This is a genomic window from Pandoraea pneumonica (assembly GCF_049918595.1).
GTDB classification, from domain to species: Bacteria; Pseudomonadota; Gammaproteobacteria; order Burkholderiales; family Burkholderiaceae; genus Pandoraea; species Pandoraea pneumonica_A.
This window is the reverse complement of the sequence record NZ_JBNCRZ010000001.1, coordinates 124,265-145,606: the sequence shown is the minus strand read 5'-3', so window position 1 is coordinate 145,606 and position 21,342 is coordinate 124,265. Positions and strand designations below refer to the sequence as shown.

Genomic DNA, 21,342 nt, shown 5'->3' with positions numbered 1-21,342 from the left:
GACCATGGAGGTGGCATGGAAGTAGTTTTTACAGCGCTCATCCTGTTGTTCGTGGTGGCGCTCACCGGTGTGCTGGGCAGTTTTGTGCGGTTTCTCCCGATTCCGCTTGTCCAGATCGCGGTGGGCGCCGCGCTCGCTTATCCGGGCGCGGGCGTGCACATCGATCTCGATCCCGAGATCTTTTTCCTCCTGTTTATCCCGCCGCTGCTCTTCGCCGACGGCTGGCGCATGCCCAAGCGCGAGTTCTGGCACCTGCGCGTGCCGATCATCGCCATGGCACTCGGTCTCGTGATCTTCACGGTGCTGGGCGTGGGCTATTTCATCCACTGGATGATTCCGTCGATTCCGCTGGCCGTGGCCTTCGCGCTCGGCGGCGTGCTTTCGCCGACCGATGCCGTTGCCGTCTCCGCGCTCACCGGGCGCATGCGTATGCCCACGCGGCTGATGCACGTGCTCGAAGGCGAAGCGATGATGAACGACGCCTCGGGCCTCGTCGTCTTCAAGTTCGCTCTCGTGGCCGCCACGACGGGCATCTTCTCGATCGGTAACGCGACGTTCTCGTTCTTCGTCATCGCACTCGGCGGGCTGCTCGCCGGTTGGGCCGTGACTTGGCTCTTCACGCAGTTTCACCGCCGCGTGATGGACGCCTCCACGGAAGAACCCGCCACGGTCGTGCTGTTGCTGCTACTCATGCCGTTCGCCGCTTACCTGCTGGCGGAGCACTTCGGGTTCTCGGGCATTCTCGCGGCAGTGGCCGCCGGGATGACGGTGAGCTCGACCGATTTGCTCAATACCCGCACGGTCACGCGCATTCTCGGCAACGGTGTCTGGTCGATGCTCGAATTTGTGTTCAACGGTGCGGTGTTCGTGCTGCTCGGGCTGCAACTGCCCGATATCGTGCGCGCGGCGCTCGGCCCCCATGAACACTTGTGGGCGGCGCTCACGAAGCTCTCTGAACTGATGTTCTACGTCGGCGCCATCTCGGCGGTGCTGATCGTGCTGCGCTTTTGCTGGGTGTGGGTGGCGTGGCGCGTGATGTATTTCATGGGCATGCGACGCGGTGAAATCACCCTTAAGCCGGGGATTCGCTTTACCGGTGTGACGGCACTCTCGGGCGTGCGCGGCGCGGTGACGCTGGCCGGTGCGCTCTCGGTGCCGCTGGCTTTACCCGGCGGCGCGCCGTTTCCCGGGCGCGATCTGCTGATTTTTCTGGCGGCGGGCGTGATTCTGCTCTCGCTGATCGGGGGCAGTCTCGGCTTGCCGATTCTCTTGCGCGGCGTGCGCTGGCCCGCCGAAGACCCGCGTAATCGTGAGATGGGTGAGGCGCGGGTCGCAGCGTCCGAGGCCGCCATTCGCGCCGTCGAGTCGCTGCAAAAGGTGATTGCGAAGTCGGGCGACGAACTCGATACCGCCGTGTGCGCCGAAGCGGCCGCCCGCGTGATGGGACGCTATCGCCGCACGCTCAACGCATCGACCGCCACCGACGAGACACGCGAGCGTGCGGTGCGCGAGGTGGAAGTCGAGCGCCGATTGCGCGCGGCGGCAATTCAGGCCGAACGCGTGGAGTTGTCGAGACTGCGCATCACGCATCGCATCAACGACGAAACGCTGCGCGAGATGCTGAGCGAAATCGACTTCGCCGAACTTGCACTGGGGCCGGTCGATCCGGCCACCGGCAAGCGAACGAAAGGCAAAAAGCACTGACAGGTGCGGCGATCAAGGGAGAAGATCATGGACTGTCCGTTTTGCGCAGGTGACGGCGGCGAGGTGGTGTGGCGCGACCCGGTGTTGCGGGTGGTGCTGGCCAATGAGGCCGGGTATCCGGGTTTCGCGCGCGTGGTCTGGGGCGCGCACGTAGCCGAGATGAGTGATTTGCCTGAAGCCGCACGCGAACATGTGATGCGCGTGGTGTTCGCCGTCGAGACGGCGCAGCGCACGGTGATGTCGCCGCATAAGGTCAACGTGGCGAGCCTCGGCAACATGGTGCCGCACGTGCATTGGCACGTGATTCCGCGCTACCGCGACGATATCCATTTCCCGGGCTCGGTCTGGAGCGCGCCGCAACGCGAGGTGCCGCAAGCCGTACTCGCCGAGCGGGCAGCATGGCTACCGGCGTTGCGTGAAGCGATCGTGGCAGAATTGAGCCGCATCCCGGCGTGGCCGACGTCGAACTGACGCGAACTAGCCGGCGCTGACGCAGGCAAGCGCGCCCGCCTGCATGGTCGGCAGCTACCTGAACCGCTATACTTCCCGCCGGTGTGCGCGGCACACCGACCGAATTTCTGGAGTCACACACATGGCAGGGCTGGAGAAAGACACGCCGATTCCGGTTTCCCTCACGCTGCATCGCACCTCGCGTGTGCTGGAGCTGGGATATGAAGACGGCAAAACCTACCGGCTGCCGTTCGAACTCCTGCGCGTGCTCTCGCCGTCGGCGGAAGTGCGCGGCCACGGCCCGGGGCAGGAAACGCTCCAGACCGGCAAGCGCGAAGTCACGCTGAACGGCCTTGAGCCGATCGGCAACTACGCCGTGCGGCCCGTCTTCTCGGACGGCCACGACACCGGCATCTATTCCTGGGACTACCTCTACGAGCTGTGCGTGCGTCAGGACGCGCTCTGGCAGGAGTATCTCGACAAGCTGGCTGCCGCAGGCGTCGAGCGCGACACGCCGATGCCGTCGCCCGCCAGCGGCCACGGCTGCCACCACCATTGACGCGTGGCGTATTGACGCACTGATGCAACGGCGGCGCTGTGTGCGCCGCTTTGATGAATTGGGAGATTGCGATGGGTGAACAGACCCACTTCGGTTATGAGACCGTCGACGAGAAGGAAAAGGCAGGCAAAGTCGCCGAAGTGTTCCATTCGGTAGCGAGCAAGTACGACGTCATGAACGACCTGATGTCGGGTGGCCTGCACCGCATCTGGAAAGCGTTCACGATCGGCCGCGCCGCCGTGCGCCCCGGCTTCAAGGTGCTCGACATCGCGGGCGGCACGGGCGATCTGTCGAAGGCGTTCGCCCGCCAAGCCGGCCCGACCGGCGAAGTCTGGCTCACGGACATCAATGAATCGATGCTGCGCGTGGGCCGCGATCGTCTGCTCGACGCGGGCATCGTCACTCCCGCTTTGCTGTGCGATGCCGAGAAGCTGCCGTTCCCGTCGAACTACTTCGATGTGGTGACCGTGGCCTTTGGCCTGCGCAACATGACGCACAAGGACGCCGCACTCGCCGAGATGCGCCGCGTGATCAAGCCGGGCGGCAAGGTCATGGTGCTGGAGTTCTCGAAGGTGTGGCAGCCGCTGGAAAAGGCCTACGACACGTACTCGTTCAAGGTGCTGCCGTGGCTCGGCTCGCGCATTGCGGGCGATGCCGACAGCTATCGCTATCTGGCCGAGTCGATTCGCATGCACCCGGATCAGGAAACGCTGAAGTCGATGATGGAAGACGTCGGTCTGGAGCGCGTGGAGTACCACAACCTGACCGCCGGCGTGGTCGCGCTGCACATCGGCCGCAAGTTCTGAATCTACTTAATTAGTTGTGACTTAGTAGTCCGGCGGGTATGACAAGTCGGTCTGCTTGTTTAGACGCCCCGACAGGCGGGACTTTTGTTCCGGCGCGGGGCGTTTTTCATGCGCAGGGCATTTTCTCTGTGGCAGAATCGCCGCTCAGTGTACGGTTTGGTTTCGATACGTAAAAAGCGTGTGAACCAATCCGAAAGACGCTTGTCAGTAGTTAGCACCTTATAACTCCACGGAGAGACCAGAGCGATGTTCCAGTTCATGAAAAACAAGCTGTTGTTGGGCGTAGTGGCCGGCGTATTGGCGGTCGGCATGACGATCGCGGACGCTGACGCCAAGCGCGTTGGCGGCGGCCGGAGCGTCGGCAAGCAGTCCAACACCGTGACGCAGCGTCAAGCCACGCCGCAACAACCGGCCCAAAGCCCGAGCGCTACGCCGAACCAAGCTGCCCCGGCAGCCGCCGGTGCTGGCGCCGCAGGTGCCGCCGCCGCGGCCAAGCCCGCCAACCGCTGGCTCGGCCCGATCGCCGGTCTGGCCGCTGGTCTGGGTATCGCAGCCCTGCTGTCGCACTTCGGTATGGGCGGCGCATTCGCCAGCATGATGGCCAACGTCATCATCATCGCGTTGATCGCTTTCGCCGTGCTGTGGGTCATCCGTCGTTTCCGTGGCAATAAGTCGCAGTCGCAAACCCCGGCCTACGCTGGTGCCGGTGCAGGCAACGACGCCTCGAACAACTCGCTGCGTCAGTCGTGGGATAACGCGTCGCAACAGCCTGCCTCGTCCCAACCGACGCAATCGACGCTGTCGGCCGTGCCGGCCGCCGCCGGTGTTGCGGGTGCCGCAGCCGCTGCCGCGGGTCCGTTCGGTGTGCCGGCTGGCTTCGACGTCGAAGGCTTCCTGCGTAGCTCGAAGGTCTACTTCAACCGTCTGCAAGCCGCTTGGGACAAGGGCGATCAAGCCGACATCAACGAGTTCACGACGCCGCAGATGTTCGCGGAAATCAAGATGGACTTGGAAGAGCGCGGCAAGTCGACCAACCGTACCGACGTGGTCCAACTCGACGCCGAACTGCTCGGCATCGAGCAAACCGCTACCGAGTACATGGCCAGCGTGCGTTTCTCGGGCTTGATCCGTGAAGCCGAAGGCGCTGCGGCCGAGCCGTTCAACGAAGTCTGGAACCTGACCAAGCCGGTCACCGGCAACGCCGGTTGGGTGCTGGCCGGGATTCAGCAGCTGAACTAAGCTCCCGCCGTTTTTGCCGTAACCTGCCTTACAATGAGAGCCCGCGTTTGAAGCGCGGGCTCTTTTGTTTTTGCCGCCCGCAGGCTGTTGTACTGCGGGCGACGTCTTTCGGTGCGACCGGTGTTCTGCGCCGGCCGGCCGCCTAGCTCATGACCGTCGCCGCCAAAGCCTTTGCCGCCACCGTGAATCACTTGCTCGCCCGCGAACCGTGGGCGCGCGAACGTCTGCGCCACCACATCGGCGCATCCGCCCGGCTGGCGATGTCGCCGTTCGACCTGCGCTTGCAGGTGGGCGACGACGGCTATCTCGCCGCCTTCGAGGCCGACACTCCCTGCGACGTCAGCATCGCCGTGCCGCCTTCGGCATTGGCTGACTTCGCGGGCGGTGGACAAGCCGCTGTCATGCGTCATGTGAAAATCGAGGGCGATGCCGAGTTCGCCAATACGGTGTCCTATCTTGCCCAGCACCTGCGCTGGGAGGCCGCCGAGGACCTGAGCAAGGTCATCGGCGACGCCGCCGCACACCGTGTGACCGAAACCGGTAAGGCCGCCGTGGCCGGTGCTCGCCGCACGGGGGCCACGCTGGCCCGTTCGCTGACCGACTATCTCGTGGAAGAGAATCCGCTGCTCGTGGCTCGGCCACGGCTCGACGCCATGCGTTCCGATATCGGCACCTTGCGCGACGATCTGGCGCGGCTCGAAAAGCGACTCGAGAAGCTCGAACGTCAGCCCGGCGTGCCGCGCTCGACCGGAGGCCGCTGACCGATGCGACTTCTGCGCCTCATCAAGATTTTCTTCGTCTGCTATCGCTACGGCCTCGACGAGCTGGTGCTCTCCAGCATTCCCCATCCGTTTGCACGTGGCGTCATGCGCGTGCTGTCGTTCGGGCGCGGGGGCCTGAAGGCACCGCGTGGCGAACGCCTGCGTCTGGCGCTCGAAGCGCTGGGCCCCATTTTCGTGAAGTTCGGGCAGGTACTCTCGACGCGGCGCGATCTGATGCCGCCGGACATCGCGCAAGAACTGGCGCGTTTGCAAGATCAGGTGCCGCCGTTCGATCCGGAGCTCGCGCGTGCCGCGATCGAGAAGTCGCTGGGCCGCCCGCTCGAAGAAGTGTTCGTGGAGTTCGAGCGCTCGCCGGTCGCTAGCGCGTCGATCGCGCAGGTGCACTTCGCACGGATTCGTGAAGGGCAGCATGCGGGCAAGGAAGTCGCCGTCAAAGTGCTGCGTCCGAACATGCTCGGCGTGATCGACAGCGACCTGGCGCTCATGCGCGACTTGGCGGGCTGGGTGGAACGCCTGTGGCCGGACGGCAAGCGTTTGAAGCCGCGCGAGGTCGTGGCCGAGTTCGACAAGTATCTGCACGACGAGCTCGACCTGATGCGCGAAGCGGCAAATGCCGCGCAATTACGCCGCAACTTTATTGACTCGGGCATGTTGATGGTGCCCGAGATGTATTGGGACTTGAGCTCCAGCACGGTGCTCGTGATGGAGCGCATGCGCGGCGTGCCGATCAGCCAGATCGAGGTGCTGCGCGAGGCGGGCGTCGATCTGAAGAAGCTGGCGCGCGAGGGCGTCGAGATCTTCTTTACGCAGTTTCTGCGCGACGGGTTCTTCCACGCCGACATGCATCCGGGCAACATTCTCGTGAGTCTCGATCCGGCCACGTTCGGGCGCTATATCGCGCTCGACTGCGGCATCGTCGGCGCGCTCTCCGAGTTCGATAAGAACTATCTGGCGCAGAACTTCCTCGCGTTTTTCCGCCGCGATTATCACCGGGTGGCGTCGCTGCATCTGGAGTCTGGCTGGGTACCGTCGGATACCCGCGTCGAAGAGTTGGAAGGGGCGATTCGCGCGGTGTGCGAGCCTTACTTCGACCGGCCGCTCAAGGAAATTTCGCTGGGGCTGGTGCTGATGCGTTTGTTCCAGACGTCGCGGCGCTTTAACGTCGAAATTCAGCCGCAATTGGTTTTGCTGCAAAAGACGTTGCTCAATATCGAAGGGCTGGGGCGTCAGCTCGACCCGGATCTCGATCTGTGGAAGACGGCCAAGCCGTTCCTCGAGCGCTGGATGGCTGAGCAGATCGGCCCGCGCGGCTGGCTGGAGCGGCTCAAGACCGAGGCGCCGCAGTGGAGCAAGACGTTGCCGCAACTGCCGCGTCTCATTCATCAGGCGCTCGCCGCCCACGCCCGCCCGCAAGACGACACGCTGCTGCTCGCGCTGCTTCAGGAGCAGCGCCGCACGAACCGGCTGCTGACCGGGGCGTTCTGTCTGGTCGGCGGTGTTGCCATCGGTGTACTCGCTGCTTTTATCTGGCTCTATGGTGGATAAACGTCGTCCGGAAGCGGGGGCCGTGAATGCGCCGGCGTCTGCCGCGCCCACTGATCCCGCTGCGCCTGCCGCACCGGCTTTTTCCCATCGCGATTCGTCGCGTGCCGAGTTTTGGAACGAGCGCTTCGCCAGCGCCTTCATGCCTTGGGACGCCGCTGGCGTGCCGCGTGCACTGCGTGAGTTCGTGGCAAGCGAGGCCAAGCCTCAAGCGACGTTGATCCCCGGCTGCGGCGCGGCTTACGAGGCCGCTTGGCTGGGTGCCCAGCAGTGGCCGGTGCGTGCCATCGACTTCTCGCCGGTGGCCGTCGAGCAGGCCAAAGCCCAATTGGGCGAGCGAGCCGCATTGGTCGAGGAGGCGGACTTTTTCAAGTACACGCCGCCGTTCACGATCGACGTGATCTACGAGCGTGCGTTTCTCTGCGCGTTGCCGCGCACGCTTTGGCAGGACTACGCCCGCCGTGTGGCGCAATTGCTGCCCAGCGGTGCGCGTCTGGCCGGGTTCTACTTCTTGCGCGAAACGCCTAAGGGGCCGCCGTTCGGTATCGCCCCCGACGCGCTGGACGCGCTGCTCTCCCAAGACTTCATCTGCGAAGTGAATCGGCCGGTGGACGTCGCCGATTCGGTGCCAGTATTTGCCGGGGCCGAGCACTGGATGGTCTGGCGTCGCCGCTGATTTTCCCGAAATTTGCAACGCGCGCCACCGGGATTTGTGATTTTTTCCCCGCGCGTGTCCCGCGCCGCTATAATCGGCCCAAATTTTTTCGCCAGGTGGCAAAAGCGGGCGCCCCCGAACGCTGAACAGCATCAGCCCCGTCATGCTCGACCTGAATTTCTGTTGCCCGGAAGGCTGCGGCCCGCGGCACGGTTTCGTTAGTTCGCGTGTGCGGCCTCATGCGGCCAGATCACGTCCCTGTCACTGACGCCGCCGCCGCTACCGTCGCCCTGGGGCTTGGCTGGGGCCGCGTTATGCTGATCTGGTTTGTCATTTTGTATTGGGTCATTTCGGTGGCCATCGGGCTGCTGGCCGCCCTCAAGGTCCGCAATACCAAAGATTTCACCGTCGCCGGACGCCGCCTGCCCTACGGCATGGTCATCGCCGTGGTGTTTGCCACGTGGTTCGGCTCGGAAGCCGTGCTCGGCATCCCGGCCACGTTCATCGGCGACGGCCTGCGCGGCATCGTGGCCGACCCGTTCGGCTCGTCGATGTGCCTGGTGCTCGTCGGCGTGTTCTTCGCCCGCAAGCTGTATCGCATGAACCTCATGACGATCGGCGACTTCTACAAGCTCAAATACAACCGCACCGTCGAAGTGGTGACGAGTATCGCCATCGTGATCTCGTACCTCGGCTGGGTCGGTGCGCAGATCAAGGCGCTGGGCCTGGTGTTCCATACGGTGTCGGGTGGCGCGATGTCCGAGCCGACCGGCATGATCATCGGTGCCGTCTCGGTGCTCGCGTACACGCTGCTCGGCGGGATGATTTCGGTGGCGGTGACCGACTTTATCCAGATGATCATCATCGTGGTCGGTCTGGTCTACATTGCCGTGGAAGTCTCCGGCATGGTGCCGGGCGGCGCGACGGCAGTGATCGCTCACGCCGCAGACGCGGGTAAGTTCGTGTTCCTGCCCGCGATGAATCCGGCCGACGTGCTGGCGTTTATCGCAGCCGGTGTGACCATGATGTTCGGCTCGATTCCCCAGCAGGACGTGTTCCAGCGGGTGATGTCGTCGAAGACCGAAAACATCGCCGTGGCAGGCTCGGTGACCGGCGGCGTGCTGTACTTCTTCTTCACGTTCATCCCCATCTTCCTTGCGTACTCGGCGCTGCTGATCGCCCCGTCGATGGTGCAGAAGTACATCGGCACCGACCCGCAACAGATCCTGCCGCAGTTGGTGCTCACCAGCGTGCCGATCGTGGCGCAGGTGATGTTCTTCGGCGCGTTGCTCTCGGCCATCAAGAGCTGCGCCTCGGCTACGCTGCTGGCCCCGTCGGTCACGTTTGCCGAGAACATCATTCGCCCGATGCTGCGCGGCCAGATCGACGACAAGCACCTGCTGCGCCTGATGCGTATCGTCGTGCTGTGCTTTACCGCGCTGGTGCTGGTGTATGCGCTGAACTCGAAGGCGTCGATCTTCCAGATGGTGGAGAGCGCCTATAAGGTCACGCTGGTGTGCTGCTTCGTGCCGCTGGCCTTCGGCCTCTACTGGAAGCGCTCCAGCTCGCTGGGCGGCACGCTGGCTGTGTTCGCCGGGCTGATCGTCTGGATCGGCTGCGAGGTGATGGCCCCCGAGGGGCTGGTGCCGCCGCAACTGGCTGGCCTGCTGGCATCGATCGGCGGCATGGTCGTCGGCTCGCTGCTGCAACCGGCCTCCGAGCGCGGTCAGCCGCCGGGGCAAGAGGTGTCGACGATCTGAGTGCCGGGCAGGGCGGCTGTGTGAGTGCTTGCTCTTGCGTGGGGCGCGCACATGCGCTGTCATGCGTCTCCATCGGCCAGAAGCGTCAAATGCGGTGACGCCAGACCTTGATCTTGCGTCACCGCGTGCCCATATATCTCCGGACAAATCCCGAAAGCCTTGTGAAGCGGTTATAATTCAAGGCTTTGCGCGCCTTTTCCCGTCGGAAAGAATCATGCCTATCTACGCCTATCGTTGCGAAACATGCGGTTTCGCGAAAGATGTGCTGCAAAAAATGAGCGATGACCCGCTCTCCCAATGCCCGGAATGCGGCAAGGACACGTTCCGCAAGCAGGTGACTGCGGCGGGCTTCCAGCTCAAGGGTTCGGGATGGTATGTCACCGATTTCCGTGGTGGTTCGGGCGGCGCAAGCGCACCGGCAGCAGGCGCGTCGGCAACGGCAGCAGCCTCGTCGGGGGAAAGCAGCGCCTCGTCGGGAGAATCGGCAACGGCTTCGTCCGGTTCGTCCGCTTCGGGCAGCGAGTCGTCGAGCGCCCCGGCGGCCAGTTGCGGCGGCGGCTGCGCTTGTCATTAAGCCTTGCCAGAATTGGCAGCCGTAGTAGCCGTAGCAGCGTTAGCCGAATTAGCAGAATTTGCAGTACCCGCGTTACCCAGAAGAGCAGAACGACGCGTCCGGCCCGGCGGCCTGGCGCGTGATTGACCCCGCTGACCCAGTAGCCGCCGACATTCGCGAGTCCTGCCATGAGCGTCAAAAAACCCGCGTTGAAGACGATTTTCCTCACCGGCCTGCTGGTGCTGGTGCCGCTCGCCATCACGTTGTGGGTACTGGGCCTGATCATCGGCACGATGGATCAGACCTTGCTGCTGCTGCCCGACGAATGGCAGCCGTCGCGGCTGATCGGTATGCGCGTGCCGGGTTTCGGCGTGGTGGTCACGCTGGCTTTCGTGTTCGTCGTCGGCCTTCTGGCGCATAATTTCATTGGCCAGAAGCTGGTCGGCTGGTGGGAAGCGGTGTTGACCCGCATTCCCGTGGTCGGGCCGCTGTATGGCAGCGTCAAGCAGGTGTCCGATACATTGCTCTCGAGCAATGGCAACGCGTTTCGCAAGGCGTTGCTCGTGCGTTATCCGCACGCGGACTCCTGGACCATCGCCTTCCTGACCGGCGCGCCGGGCGGCGACGTGGTCAACCACTTGCAGGGCGAGTATGTGAGCGTCTATGTCCCGACGACGCCGAACCCCACGTCAGGCTTCTTCCTGATGATGCGGGCGAGCGACGTTGTCGAGCTCGACATGACGGTCGATGCCGCGCTCAAGTACATCGTATCGATGGGCGTGGTGGCGCCCGCCCACAACCCGCGCCAGCAACGTCCCGGCCCGCTCCTGTGAGCCACCGGTGACTCCCGGCGTCATTTTTTGAAAATCGGAACAGCAAAATGTCCATGCGTACCTCCTACTGCGGTCTGGTGACCGAGCAACAACTGGGCCAAACGGTCAAGCTTTGTGGCTGGGTCAATCGCCGCCGTGATCACGGCGGGGTCATCTTCATCGACCTGCGCGATCGCGAAGGTCTGGTGCAGGTCGTGTGCGATCCGGACCGCGCAGAGATGTTCAAGGCCGCCGAAGGCCTGCGCAATGAGTTCTGCGTGCAAATTACCGGTCTGGTGCGCGCCCGTCCGGCAGGCACGGAAAACGCCAACCTGACGAGCGGCAAGATCGAAGTGCTGTGCCACGAGCTCCAAGTGCTCAACCCGTCGGTCACGCCTCCGTTCCCGCTCGACGACGAGAACCTGTCGGAAACGACGCGCCTCACGCACCGCGTGCTGGACCTGCGCCGCCCGCAGATGCAATACAACCTGCGCCTGCGTTACAAGGTGGCGATGGAAGTGCGCAAGTATCTGGATGCGCAAGGCTTCATCGACATCGAAACGCCGATGCTCACCAAGAGCACCCCGGAAGGTGCGCGCGACTACCTCGTGCCGTCGCGTGTGAACCCGGGCATGTTCTTCGCGCTGCCGCAGTCGCCGCAGCTCTTCAAGCAGTTGTTGATGGTGGCCGGCTTCGACCGTTACTACCAGATCACCAAGTGCTTCCGCGACGAAGACTTGCGCGCTGACCGTCAGCCGGAATTCACGCAGATCGACTGCGAAACCTCGTTCCTGTCGGAGCAAGAGATTCGCGATCTGTTCGAGAACATGATTCGTCACGTGTTCAAGGAAGCCATCAACGTCGAGTTCGACGCCAAGGTGCCGGTCATGCAGTTCTCGGAAGCGATGCGCCGCTTCGGTTCGGACAAGCCGGACCTGCGCGTGAAGCTCGAATTCACCGAGTTGACCGACGTGATGGGCGACGTGGACTTCAAGGTGTTCTCGGTGCCGGCCACGACCGAAGGCGGCCGTGTGGTTGCCCTGCGCGTGCCGGGCGGTGCCGAGATTTCGCGTAGCGAGATCGACGCTTACACCGATTTCGTGAAGATTTACGGCGCGAAGGGTCTGGCCTGGATCAAGGTCAATGAAGTGGCCAAGGGCCGCGACGGTCTGCAAAGCCCGATCGTGAAGAACCTGCACGACGCTGCTATTGCCTCGATTCTCGAGCGCACCGGCGCGCAAGACGGCGACATCATTTTCTTCGGCGCCGATAAGGAAAAGGTCGTCAACGACGGTATCGGCGCACTGCGTCTGAAGATCGGTCACTCGGAATTCGGCAAGAGCCACGGCCTGTTCGAGGCTGGCTGGCGTCCGCTGTGGGTCGTCGACTTCCCGATGTTCGAATACGACGAAGAAGATGCCCGCTGGGTGGCCTGCCATCACCCGTTCACGAGCCCGAAGGACGAGCACATCGACTATCTCGAAACCGACCCGGGCAAGTGCCTGGCGAAGGCTTACGACATGGTGCTCAACGGCTGGGAAATCGGTGGCGGCTCGGTTCGTATCTTCCAAGAGGAAGTGCAGAGCAAGGTGTTCCGTGCGCTCAAGCTGGGTGAAGAAGAAGCCCGTGCGAAGTTCGGCTTCCTGCTCGACGCGCTGCAATACGGTGCGCCGCCGCATGGTGGTATCGCCTTCGGTCTGGACCGCGTCATCACGATGATGGCCGGTGCCGACTCGATTCGCGACGTGATCGCCTTCCCGAAGACGCAACGTGCACAGGATCTGCTCACGCAAGCCCCGTCGCCGGTCGACGAGCGCCAACTGCGCGATCTGCACATCCGTCTGCGTCAGACGGAAGCGCCGAAGGCATAACGACTCTCACGAGCACGCGCTCGTGGCGAAACGTTCGAACCCCCTCTGCCGAAAGGCGAGGGGGTTTTTGTTTTTCAGGTCGAATATCCAAGGAGCACGAAGCGATGATCGTGAGTGCAAAGGCGATCATTCGTCGCAACGATACGGTGCTGTTCGCCCGTAACCCGCGTGACGAATGGGAACTGCCGGGCGGGCAGCCGGAGCCCGGTGAGTCTCTGGAAGACGCGGTGCGGCGTGAGGTACAAGAAGAGTGCGGCTGGCAGATCGCGCAGGTGACTTATCACGGCAGCGCCTCGTTCGAAGTGATTCCCGGGCGGCACGTGATGCTGGTTTTTTATGTCTGCGAACAAGATCCACACGATCTGACGCCGCTGGTGACGAGCGACGAGCATTCGACGTTTGCGTGGATCGACGTCGGTGGCGTGCGCCCTGTCGATTTGCCTGCGTGCTATTGGGATGCGGTCACGCAAGCCTGATGCGAGACGAGGTGAGTGAAACGAGACTGAGTGCCTTAGGATGACCGATCACGTCAGTTGCCCATTACAATGAGCCACCAGCGCATGGCATCCGCGCAGCCTCTCATCGTTCACCCATCTGCATGAAGCCTTTCAAGATTCCCGAATCCGTGCTCGTCGTCATCTACACGCCGGCGCTCGACGTGCTGTTGATCGAGCGTGCCGATGCCGACAACTTCTGGCAATCGGTGACCGGCAGCAAGGACACCCTCGACGAACCGCTCATCGAGACCGCCACGCGCGAAGTGTTCGAAGAGACGGGGATTCGCGTAGGTGAAGGTGGTGTGCCGACCAGCGCACTGACCGATTGGCAGCATCAGATTCAATACAACATCTACCCGCGCTGGGCGCATCGCTATGCGCCGGACGTTACGCGTAACACCGAGCATTGGTTCGGCTTATGTGTGCCCGAAAACACGCCGGTGACGCTCGCCCCGCGCGAGCACGTCGCGTACGAGTGGTTGCCTTGGGAGGCCGCGGCCGCCCGGTGTTTCTCACCGTCGAACGGCGACGCCATCCGACAACTCCCCGCGCGCGTGCGCTGACGCCCCGCCGCGCCAATGAGCAAGTACCTGCCGTTCTCCCACGAAAACGACCTGACGCTGCTCTACCTCGGCGCGGAATACTTCACCGCGCTCATCACCGCCATCGACGCCGCCCGGCGCGAAGTGGTGATCGAGACCTACATCTTCGAAGCCGACGACGCCGGACAAAATGTCTCGGCCGCCCTGCAACGCGCGGCACAACGCGGTGTTGCCGTGCGCGTGATTACCGACGGCGTGGGCACCAGCCGACGCCTGCCGCTCGCAGCCGAATGGCGAGACAGCGGCGTGATGCACCGGATCTACAACCCACGGCTGTTCGGCAAATTCGGCTTTTCTCGCACGCACCGCAAGCTCGCCATCATCGACCACGAGGTCGCGTTCGTTGGCGGCATCAACATCATCGACGACTACAACGCGGGCGGTGGCGTGCGCATGAGCGACCCGCGTTGGGACTTCGCGGTGCAATGCCGGGGGCCCATCGTCGCGGAAATCGCCATTGCGTTTCACATCCAATGGCTACGGCTTGCCCCTGGCTATCTAGGCACGCCGTTCCGCCATCGCCGACGCGGGCAGCGCGGGCGATTGCATTCGTCTGTCGTAGGGCAAGCCGCCTTCGTCGCGCGCGACAATCTGCACAATCGCCGCTCCGTCGAAAAAGCCTATCTGATGGCGTTGGGACGGGCGCGCCACGAAGTCTGGCTCGCGAATCCATATTTCGTCCCCGGACGGCGCTTGCGGCGTGCGCTCACGCAGGCAGCGCTGCGTGGCGTGGCCGTCCATCTGCTCATCGGCCGCAAGGAATTCCGTCTGCTCGACACGGCGGTGCCATGGCTGTACGCCAAGATGCTCGAAGCGGGCGTGCGCATCGGCGAGTACGACATGCGTCAACTGCACGGCAAGGTCGCAGTGGTCGACGATGTATGGGCGACCGTCGGGTCGTCAAACCTCGATGCGCTGTCGCTTTTTCTCAATCACGAAGCGAACGTAGTCTTCTTGGACGATCCGGTTGTCATCCAATTGCGCGACCATATCCGCAAGGCGTTTGCCGAAGCACGTCTGATCGACGCGGCCCGCTATGGCGAACGCTCGGCATGGCGGCGCTTTCGCCAGTGGGCGGCCTACCGGCTGTACCGTCTGGCGATGAAGGTGCTCACGCGCGGCAAGTACGACTAAGCGCTCACCGGCATGACGGCGGCCAGGTTTCCCTAGGCACTGCCAAAGGCATCCCGAGGCCCGCCCAGTGGCGTTCTCGCCGTGATTCCACGGGCCTTCCCCGCGGAAACCGATTAGGTATTCCGATCTAATAAATTCCTTGTTCGCCCATGGGCCTCCCACAATAATAGGACGGCCGTTCGATTTTATGGTTAGCATCGATGAACGGATAACCAAAGCGATGCCATACACATGCGAAAGGGTGAACAGACACGTGCCGCGATCCTGAATGCCGCGCTTGAACTGGCGGGGCGAGACGGACTCGAAGGCCTGACGATCGGCTTACTGGCCGATCGCATGCAGATGAGCAAGAGCGGGGTATTTGCGCATTTCGGTTCGCGCGAAGATCTGCAAATTGAAGTGCTGCGCGAATATCACAGACGCTTCGAAGAAGAAGTGTTCGCCCCCAGCATGGACGTGCCGCGCGGCTTGCCGCGACTGCGCGCCCTGGTGGATCGCTGGATGGACAAGCGAATTCGTGAAGTGACGACGGGCTGTATCTATATCAGCGGTGCCGTCGAGTACGACGATCGCGCAGCCAGCCCGGTGCGCGAAGCCTTGGTGAAAAGTGTGCGGTTGTGGCGATCGGCCCTGCTGCGCGCGATCACACAAGCAAAGGAGGAGGGACATCTGCGCTCGGACACCGATCCGCGCCTGATGCTCTTTGAAATGTACAGCCTGACGCTCGGTCTGCATCACGACGCGCGGTTCCTGCGGGAGCCGGGTGCGGTAGAGATGACCCGGGTGGCACTGGAAAAACTGATTTCGTCTTATCAGCGCGGGTGAGGCGCGAGCCGTCCGCGATTCAATTCGAAGTGTTCGGAGGAGTAGGTCATGGGACAGTACAACGCGCCGCTGCGCGACATGCAATTCGTCATGCACGAACTGCTGGGCGTGGAAAACGAATTGAAGGCATTGCCGAAGCACGCGGACATCGATGCCGACACCATCAATCAGGTGCTCGAAGAAGCCGGCAAGTTCTGTAGCGAGGTCATCTTCCCGCTCAATCAAGTGGGCGATCGCGAAGGCTGCAAATACGAAGGCGATGGCGTGGTCACCACGCCGACCGGCTTCAAAGAGGCTTATCAGAAATACGTCGAAGCTGGTTGGGCCTCGCTGGGCTGCGATCCGGAATTCGGCGGTCAAGGCCTGCCGCAAGTCATCAACAACGCACTGTACGAGATGCTGAACTCGGCGAACCAGGCGTGGACGATGTACCCGGGCCTCTCGCACGGCGCCTACGAATGCCTCCACGCGCACGGCACCCCCGAACAGCAAGCCACCTATCTGCCGAAGATCGTCTCGGGCGAATGGACCGGCACGATGTGCCTGACCGAGCCGCATTGCGGCACCGACCTGGGCATGCTGCGCACGAAGGCCGAGCCGAACGGCGACGGCTCGTACGCGATCTCGGGCACCAAGATCTTCATCTCGGCCGGCGAGCACGACATGGCCGCCAACATCATTCACCTTGTGCTGGCACGTCTGCCGGATGCGCCTCCGGGCACCAAGGGCATTTCGCTGTTCGTCGTGCCGAAGTTCATCCCCGATGCGAACGGCGCACCGGGCGAGCGCAACGGCATCAAGTGCGGTTCGATCGAACACAAGATGGGCATTCACGGCAATGCCACTTGCGTGATGAACCTCGACGGCGCGAAGGGCTGGCTGGTCGGCGAAGCGAACAAGGGCCTGAACGCCATGTTCGTGATGATGAACGCCGCACGCCAGGGCGTGGGTATGCAGGGTCTGGGCCTGACCGAAGTCGCTTATCAGAACTCGCTGGTGTACGCGAAGGAACGCATTCAGATGCGCTCGCTCACCGGCCCGAAGGCACCGGACAAGCCCGCCGATCCGATCATCGTGCACCCGGACGTGCGCCGCATGCTGCTCACGCAAAAGGCTTACGTCGAAGGTGGCCGTGCGTTCTCGTACTGGACGGCACTGCACATCGATAAGGAACTCTCGCACGGCGACGATGCCGAGCGTAAGGAAGCCGCCGATCTCGTGGCACTGCTCACGCCGATCATCAAGGCCTTCCTGACCGACAACGCGTTCGAGTGCACGAACCACGCGATGCAAATTTACGGCGGTCACGGTTACATCGCCGAGTGGGGCATGGAGCAATACGTGCGCGATGCGCGTATCAACATGATCTACGAAGGCACGAACACGATTCAGGCACTCGACCTGCTGGGCCGCAAGGTGCTGGGCGATATGGGCGCGAAGCTCAAGAAGTTCGGCAAGCTCGTGCAGGACTTCGTCGAAGCCGAAGGCGTGCGCGAAGACATGCAAGAGTTCGTCAACCCGCTCGCGGACATTGGCGACAAGGTGCAGAAGCTGACGATGGAAATCGGCATGAAGGCAATGGCTAACCCCGACGAAGTCGGTGCGGCTGCCGTGCCGTATCAACGTGTGGTCGGCCATCTCGTGTTCGCCTACTTCTGGGCGCGCATGGCAAAGATTGCGCTCGACAAGCAAGGCAGCGGCGACAAGTTCTACGAATCGAAGCTCGCCACGGCGCGTTTCTACTTCGCCAAGCTGCTGCCCGAGACTGCGTATCACATCCGCGTGGCTCGCGCCGGCGCGAAGACGCAAATGGAAGTCGACGTCGACCTGTTCTGAGAGCGGAGGAGATCACCGTGAGTCAAACCAACAAACCCCTGGTCGTGCGCAAGGTTGCTGTGCTCGGCGCTGGCGTGATGGGCGCGCAGATTGCCGCGCATCTGGTCAACGCGAAAGTGCCGGTCGTGCTGTTCGACCTGCCCGCGAAAGAAGGCCCGAAGAACGGCATCGTGCTGCGCGCCATCGACGGTCTGAAGAAACTGAGCCCCGCGCCGTTCGCCGATAAGGCCGACGCGCAATACATCGAAGTCGCCAACTACGAAGACGACCTCGAAAAGCTGGCCGGCTGCGACGTGGTGATCGAAGCGATCGCCGAGCGCATGGACTGGAAGCACGACCTGTACAAGAAGGTCGCACCGCACTTGGCCAAGCACGCGATTTTCGCGTCGAACACCTCGGGCCTGTCGATCACCGAACTCTCGGAAGGCTTCGACGCCGAACTGAAGGCGCGCTTCTGCGGTGTGCACTTCTTCAACCCGCCGCGCTACATGCATCTGGTCGAGCTGATTCCGACCGCTGCCACCGAGCCGGCCATTCTCGATCAACTCGAAACGTTCCTCACCTCCACGCTCGGCAAGGGCGTGGTGCGTGCGAAGGACACGCCGAACTTCATCGCCAACCGTGTCGGTGTCTTCTCGATTTTGGCGGTGTTCGCCGAGGCGCAGAAGTACGGCATTCCGTTCGATGTCGTCGACGACCTGACCGGCAGCAAGCTGGGCCGCGCCAAGTCGGCCACGTTCCGCACCGCCGATGTGGTCGGTCTGGACACGATGGCGCACGTCATCAAGACGATGCAAGACGGCCTCAAGGACGATCCGTTCGCGCCGACGTACGCCACGCCGCCGGTGCTCAAGGCACTCGTGGAGAAGGGCGCACTCGGTCAGAAGACGGGCGCGGGCTTCTACAAGAAGGAAGGCAAGGTCATCAAGGTGCTGGACCCGCAAACGGGCGAGTACGTCGAGTCGGGCAAGAAGGCCGACGAGATGGTGGTGCGCATTCTGAAGAAGGCCCCGGCCGAACGTCTGCGCCTGCTGCGTGAATCGACCAACCCGCAAGCCCAGTTCCTGTGGGCCGTGTTCCGCGACGTGTTCCACTACATCGGCGTGTATCTCGAACAGATCGCCGATAACGCGCGTGAAGTCGACTTCGCGATTCGCTGGGGCTTCGGCTGGACCACGGGTCCGTTCGAGGACTGGCAAGCCGCTGGCTGGAAAGACGTGGCCCAGTGGGTCAAGGAAGACATCGACGCGGGCAAGGCCCTGTCGAACGCACCGCTGCCTGCTTGGGTGACGGGCGGCAAGGTGGCAGAAGCCGGTGGTGTGCATACGGCCGCAGGTTCGTACGCCCCCGCGAAGGACGCCTTCGTGCCGCGCAGCACGCTGCCGGTGTATCAGCGTCAGGTGTTCCCGGCGGCGCTCGTCGGCGAAGCTGGCAACGATCCGCGCAAGTTCGGCAAGACCATTGAAGAGAACGACGCCGTGCGTCTGTGGGTCGACGAGACCCCGGGTCAGGACGACGTGCTCATCGTCTCGTTCAAGTCGAAGATGAACACGATCGGACCGGCCGTCATCGACGGTCTGGTGCGCGCCATCGATTTGGCCGAACAGCAGTATCGCGGCGTGGTCGTGTGGCAGCCGACGTCGCTCAAGCTCGGCGCGCCGGGCGGTCCGTTCTCAGCCGGTGCCGATCTGGAAGCCGCCATGCCGGCCTTCATGATGGGCGGTGCCAAGGGCATCGAGCCGTTTATCAAGAAATTCCAAGACGGCATGATGCGCGTGAAGTATGCGCAGGTGCCGGTCGTCTCCGCGGTGTCGGGCATTGCGCTCGGCGGCGGCTGCGAGTTGCTGCTGCATAGCGCCAAGCGCGTGGCGGCCCTCGAGAGCTACATCGGTCTGGTGGAAGTCGGCGTCGGCCTCGTGCCGGGCGGCGGCGGTCTGAAGGAAGCCGCGATTCGTGCAGCCGAAGCGGCCACCGCAGCAGGCAGCGTGCAGTATCTCCAGTTCGTCACCAAGTCGTTCACCAACGCCGCCATGGCGAAGGTCTCGGCCTCGGCGATCGACGCACGCGACATGGGTTACCTGAAGCCGACCGACACCATCGTCTACAACGTGCACGAGTTGCTGTCGGTGGCGCGTAACGAAGCTCGCGCGCTGTCGCTGGCCGGTTACCGTCCGCCGCTCAAGCCCGCCGGTATTCCGGTGGCAGGCCGCTCGGGTGTGTCGACGATCAAGGCACAACTGGTGAACATGCGCGACGGCAACTTCATCTCGGCGCACGACTTCCTGATCGCCTCGCGTATCGCGGAAGCCGTGTGCGGTGGCGACGTGGAAGCCGGCAGCCTCGTGAACGAAGAATGGCTGCTCGCACTGGAGCGCCGTGCCTTCATCGAACTGCTGGGCACGTCGAAGACCCAGGAACGCATCATGGGCATGCTGCAAACCGGCAAGCCGGTGCGCAACTAAGCCGATCGGAGACTGACATGAGCAAACAATTGCAAGACGCCTACATCGTCGCCGCCACGCGCGCCCCGATCGGCAAGGCACCCAAGGGCAGCTACAAGAACACCCGTCCGGACGATCTGCTGGCGATGATTCTCAAGAGCGCGCTCGCCCAGGTGCCCGACCTCGATCCGAAAGTGATCGAAGACGCCATCATCGGCTGCGCGATTCCGGAAGCCCAGCAGGGCCTGAACGTGGCGCGTATCGGTGCGCTGCTCTCGGGCCTGCCGAACACGGTGGGCGGTGTGACCGTCAACCGCTTCTGCGCCTCGGGCCTGACGGCCCTGGCGATGGCTGCCGACCGCATCCGTGTGGGCGAAGCCGACGCGATGATCGCCGGCGGTATCGAAAGCATGAGCATGGTGCCGATGATGGGCAACACGCCGTCGCTCTCGCCGTCGATTTTCGAGCGCGACGAGAACGTGGGCATTGCTTACGGCATGGGCCTGACCGCCGAGAAGGTGGCGCAACAGTGGAAGGTTTCGCGTGACGAGCAGGATGCGTTCGCGCTGGCTTCGCACCAGAAAGCCATCGCTGCCCAGCAACGCGGCGAGTTCACCAACGAAATCACGCCGATCGAGATCGTTGAGCGCTTCCCGAATCTCGCCACCGGTGAAGTGTCGATCAAGACGCGCACGCTGTCGCTCGACGAAGGTCCGCGTCCCGACACGACGATCGAGGGGCTCGCCAAGCTGCGTCCCGTGTTCGCCAACAAGGGCTCGGTCACGGCAGGCAACAGCTCGCAAACGTCGGACGGCGCCGGTGCGCTGCTGGTCGTGAGCGAGAAGATCCTCAAGCAATTCAACCTCACGCCGCTCGCGCGTTTCGTGTCGTTCGCCGTGCGCGGTGTACCGCCCGAAATCATGGGTATCGGTCCGAAGGAAGCGATTCCGGCGGCGCTGCGTGCCGCAGGCCTCAAGCAATCGGACATGGACTGGATCGAGCTGAACGAAGCGTTCGCCGCACAGGCGCTCGCCGTCATCAAGGATCTGGACCTCGACACGAGCCGCGTCAACCCGATGGGCGGCGCGATTGCCCTGGGTCACCCGCTGGGTGCCACCGGTGCGGTCCGTGCAGCGACCGTCGTGCACGCCCTGCGTCGCCATAACCTGAAGTACGGGATGGTGTCGATGTGCGTGGGCACGGGTATGGGCGCTGCGGGGATTATCGAGCGCATGTAAGGGACGGGGCCGGACACTCAGATGACCGGTCATCAA

General features: G+C 63.2%; 19 protein-coding genes. All 19 read left to right on the top strand.

Translation table 11 applies throughout. The annotated features are described in order from the left end of the window. The first annotated feature begins 15 nt into the window (after positions 1-15). Positions 16-1,704 carry a Na+/H+ antiporter gene (locus ACPWR9_RS00740; RefSeq protein ID WP_426312335.1) on the top strand — a complete coding sequence of 563 codons (1,689 nt, stop codon included), beginning with the start codon at positions 16-18 and terminating at the stop codon, positions 1,702-1,704. A 27-nt stretch (positions 1,705-1,731) separates the two neighbouring features. Then, positions 1,732-2,175, top strand: coding sequence for an HIT family protein (locus ACPWR9_RS00735; protein ID WP_426312334.1), 444 nt, complete (start codon positions 1,732-1,734; stop codon positions 2,173-2,175). A 121-nt stretch (positions 2,176-2,296) separates the two neighbouring features. Beyond that, the gene (locus tag ACPWR9_RS00730) at positions 2,297-2,713 is read left to right on the top strand and encodes a gamma-butyrobetaine hydroxylase-like domain-containing protein (protein WP_426312333.1); all 417 of its coding nucleotides are present in this window, start codon (positions 2,297-2,299) and stop codon (positions 2,711-2,713) included. A gap of 71 nt (positions 2,714-2,784) precedes the next feature. Continuing rightward, positions 2,785-3,519, top strand: coding sequence for a bifunctional demethylmenaquinone methyltransferase/2-methoxy-6-polyprenyl-1,4-benzoquinol methylase UbiE (ubiE, locus tag ACPWR9_RS00725; RefSeq protein ID WP_150680200.1), 735 nt, complete (start codon positions 2,785-2,787; stop codon positions 3,517-3,519). 246 nt (positions 3,520-3,765) lie between these two features. Continuing rightward, positions 3,766-4,758 carry a Tim44 domain-containing protein gene (locus tag ACPWR9_RS00720; protein WP_426312332.1) on the top strand — a complete coding sequence of 331 codons (993 nt, stop codon included), beginning with the start codon at positions 3,766-3,768 and terminating at the stop codon, positions 4,756-4,758. Positions 4,759-4,907: 149 nt separating this feature from the next. Then, the gene (locus ACPWR9_RS00715; RefSeq protein WP_426312330.1) at positions 4,908-5,519 is read left to right on the top strand and encodes a ubiquinone biosynthesis accessory factor UbiJ; all 612 of its coding nucleotides are present in this window, start codon (positions 4,908-4,910) and stop codon (positions 5,517-5,519) included. Positions 5,520-5,522: 3 nt separating this feature from the next. Beyond that, positions 5,523-7,085, top strand: a complete 1,563-nt coding sequence (gene ubiB, locus ACPWR9_RS00710) for a ubiquinone biosynthesis regulatory protein kinase UbiB (RefSeq protein ID WP_426312328.1) — start codon at positions 5,523-5,525, stop codon at positions 7,083-7,085. After that, positions 7,075-7,758: a methyltransferase domain-containing protein gene (locus tag ACPWR9_RS00705; protein ID WP_426312327.1), complete on the top strand. Its 684-nt coding sequence runs from the start codon at positions 7,075-7,077 to the stop codon at positions 7,756-7,758. The genes ubiB and ACPWR9_RS00705 overlap by 11 nt, the downstream gene beginning before the upstream one ends. A 293-nt stretch (positions 7,759-8,051) precedes the next feature. Then, on the top strand, positions 8,052-9,497 hold the full coding sequence (locus tag ACPWR9_RS00700) for a sodium:solute symporter family protein (RefSeq protein ID WP_426312325.1): 1,446 nt from the start codon (positions 8,052-8,054) through the stop codon (positions 9,495-9,497). A gap of 214 nt (positions 9,498-9,711) precedes the next feature. Further along, on the top strand, positions 9,712-10,071 hold the full coding sequence (locus ACPWR9_RS00695) for an FmdB family zinc ribbon protein (RefSeq protein ID WP_426312322.1): 360 nt from the start codon (positions 9,712-9,714) through the stop codon (positions 10,069-10,071). Between the two features lie 167 nt (positions 10,072-10,238). Further along, positions 10,239-10,883: a DUF502 domain-containing protein gene (locus tag ACPWR9_RS00690; RefSeq protein WP_150680207.1), complete on the top strand. Its 645-nt coding sequence runs from the start codon at positions 10,239-10,241 to the stop codon at positions 10,881-10,883. A 47-nt stretch (positions 10,884-10,930) separates the two neighbouring features. Continuing rightward, on the top strand, positions 10,931-12,733 hold the full coding sequence (aspS, locus tag ACPWR9_RS00685) for an aspartate--tRNA ligase (RefSeq protein ID WP_150680208.1): 1,803 nt from the start codon (positions 10,931-10,933) through the stop codon (positions 12,731-12,733). A 104-nt stretch (positions 12,734-12,837) separates the two neighbouring features. Beyond that, a complete protein-coding gene (locus ACPWR9_RS00680) occupies positions 12,838-13,209 on the top strand; it encodes an NUDIX domain-containing protein (RefSeq protein WP_426312319.1) in 372 nt (123 codons plus the stop codon). A gap of 122 nt (positions 13,210-13,331) precedes the next feature. After that, on the top strand, positions 13,332-13,793 hold the full coding sequence (gene nudB / locus ACPWR9_RS00675) for a dihydroneopterin triphosphate diphosphatase (RefSeq protein ID WP_426312317.1): 462 nt from the start codon (positions 13,332-13,334) through the stop codon (positions 13,791-13,793). 15 nt (positions 13,794-13,808) lie between these two features. After that, entirely contained in the window at positions 13,809-14,966 is a 1,158-nt protein-coding gene (clsB, locus tag ACPWR9_RS00670) for a cardiolipin synthase ClsB (RefSeq protein WP_426312315.1), read from the top strand. 231 nt (positions 14,967-15,197) lie between these two features. Next, positions 15,198-15,791: a TetR/AcrR family transcriptional regulator gene (locus ACPWR9_RS00665; RefSeq protein ID WP_150680212.1), complete on the top strand. Its 594-nt coding sequence runs from the start codon at positions 15,198-15,200 to the stop codon at positions 15,789-15,791. Positions 15,792-15,839: 48 nt separating this feature from the next. Further along, positions 15,840-17,627, top strand: coding sequence for an acyl-CoA dehydrogenase C-terminal domain-containing protein (locus tag ACPWR9_RS00660; protein ID WP_426312313.1), 1,788 nt, complete (start codon positions 15,840-15,842; stop codon positions 17,625-17,627). Between the two features lie 17 nt (positions 17,628-17,644). Next, positions 17,645-20,089 (top strand): 3-hydroxyacyl-CoA dehydrogenase/enoyl-CoA hydratase family protein, encoded by a 2,445-nt coding sequence (locus tag ACPWR9_RS00655; protein ID WP_426312311.1) that lies wholly within the window; start codon positions 17,645-17,647, stop codon positions 20,087-20,089. 17 nt (positions 20,090-20,106) lie between these two features. Next, a complete protein-coding gene (locus ACPWR9_RS00650; protein ID WP_426312310.1) occupies positions 20,107-21,306 on the top strand; it encodes an acetyl-CoA C-acyltransferase in 1,200 nt (399 codons plus the stop codon). Positions 21,307-21,342 lie beyond the last annotated feature (36 nt).

Coding starts and splice junctions, on each gene's coding strand:
- ACPWR9_RS00665 (WP_150680212.1), top strand. CDS start 15,198: ATGCGAAAGGGTGAACAGACACGTGCCGCGATCCTGAATGCCGCGCTT.
- ACPWR9_RS00680 (WP_426312319.1), top strand. CDS start 12,838: ATGATCGTGAGTGCAAAGGCGATCATTCGTCGCAACGATACGGTGCTG.
- ACPWR9_RS00705 (WP_426312327.1), top strand. CDS start 7,075: ATGGTGGATAAACGTCGTCCGGAAGCGGGGGCCGTGAATGCGCCGGCG.
- ACPWR9_RS00720 (WP_426312332.1), top strand. CDS start 3,766: ATGTTCCAGTTCATGAAAAACAAGCTGTTGTTGGGCGTAGTGGCCGGC.
- clsB (WP_426312315.1), top strand. CDS start 13,809: ATGAGCAAGTACCTGCCGTTCTCCCACGAAAACGACCTGACGCTGCTC.
- ACPWR9_RS00695 (WP_426312322.1), top strand. CDS start 9,712: ATGCCTATCTACGCCTATCGTTGCGAAACATGCGGTTTCGCGAAAGAT.
- ubiB (WP_426312328.1), top strand. CDS start 5,523: ATGCGACTTCTGCGCCTCATCAAGATTTTCTTCGTCTGCTATCGCTAC.
- ACPWR9_RS00660 (WP_426312313.1), top strand. CDS start 15,840: ATGGGACAGTACAACGCGCCGCTGCGCGACATGCAATTCGTCATGCAC.
- ACPWR9_RS00740 (WP_426312335.1), top strand. CDS start 16: ATGGAAGTAGTTTTTACAGCGCTCATCCTGTTGTTCGTGGTGGCGCTC.
- ubiE (WP_150680200.1), top strand. CDS start 2,785: ATGGGTGAACAGACCCACTTCGGTTATGAGACCGTCGACGAGAAGGAA.
- ACPWR9_RS00735 (WP_426312334.1), top strand. CDS start 1,732: ATGGACTGTCCGTTTTGCGCAGGTGACGGCGGCGAGGTGGTGTGGCGC.
- ACPWR9_RS00730 (WP_426312333.1), top strand. CDS start 2,297: ATGGCAGGGCTGGAGAAAGACACGCCGATTCCGGTTTCCCTCACGCTG.
- aspS (WP_150680208.1), top strand. CDS start 10,931: ATGTCCATGCGTACCTCCTACTGCGGTCTGGTGACCGAGCAACAACTG.
- ACPWR9_RS00715 (WP_426312330.1), top strand. CDS start 4,908: ATGACCGTCGCCGCCAAAGCCTTTGCCGCCACCGTGAATCACTTGCTC.
- nudB (WP_426312317.1), top strand. CDS start 13,332: ATGAAGCCTTTCAAGATTCCCGAATCCGTGCTCGTCGTCATCTACACG.
- ACPWR9_RS00650 (WP_426312310.1), top strand. CDS start 20,107: ATGAGCAAACAATTGCAAGACGCCTACATCGTCGCCGCCACGCGCGCC.
- ACPWR9_RS00700 (WP_426312325.1), top strand. CDS start 8,052: ATGCTGATCTGGTTTGTCATTTTGTATTGGGTCATTTCGGTGGCCATC.
- ACPWR9_RS00690 (WP_150680207.1), top strand. CDS start 10,239: ATGAGCGTCAAAAAACCCGCGTTGAAGACGATTTTCCTCACCGGCCTG.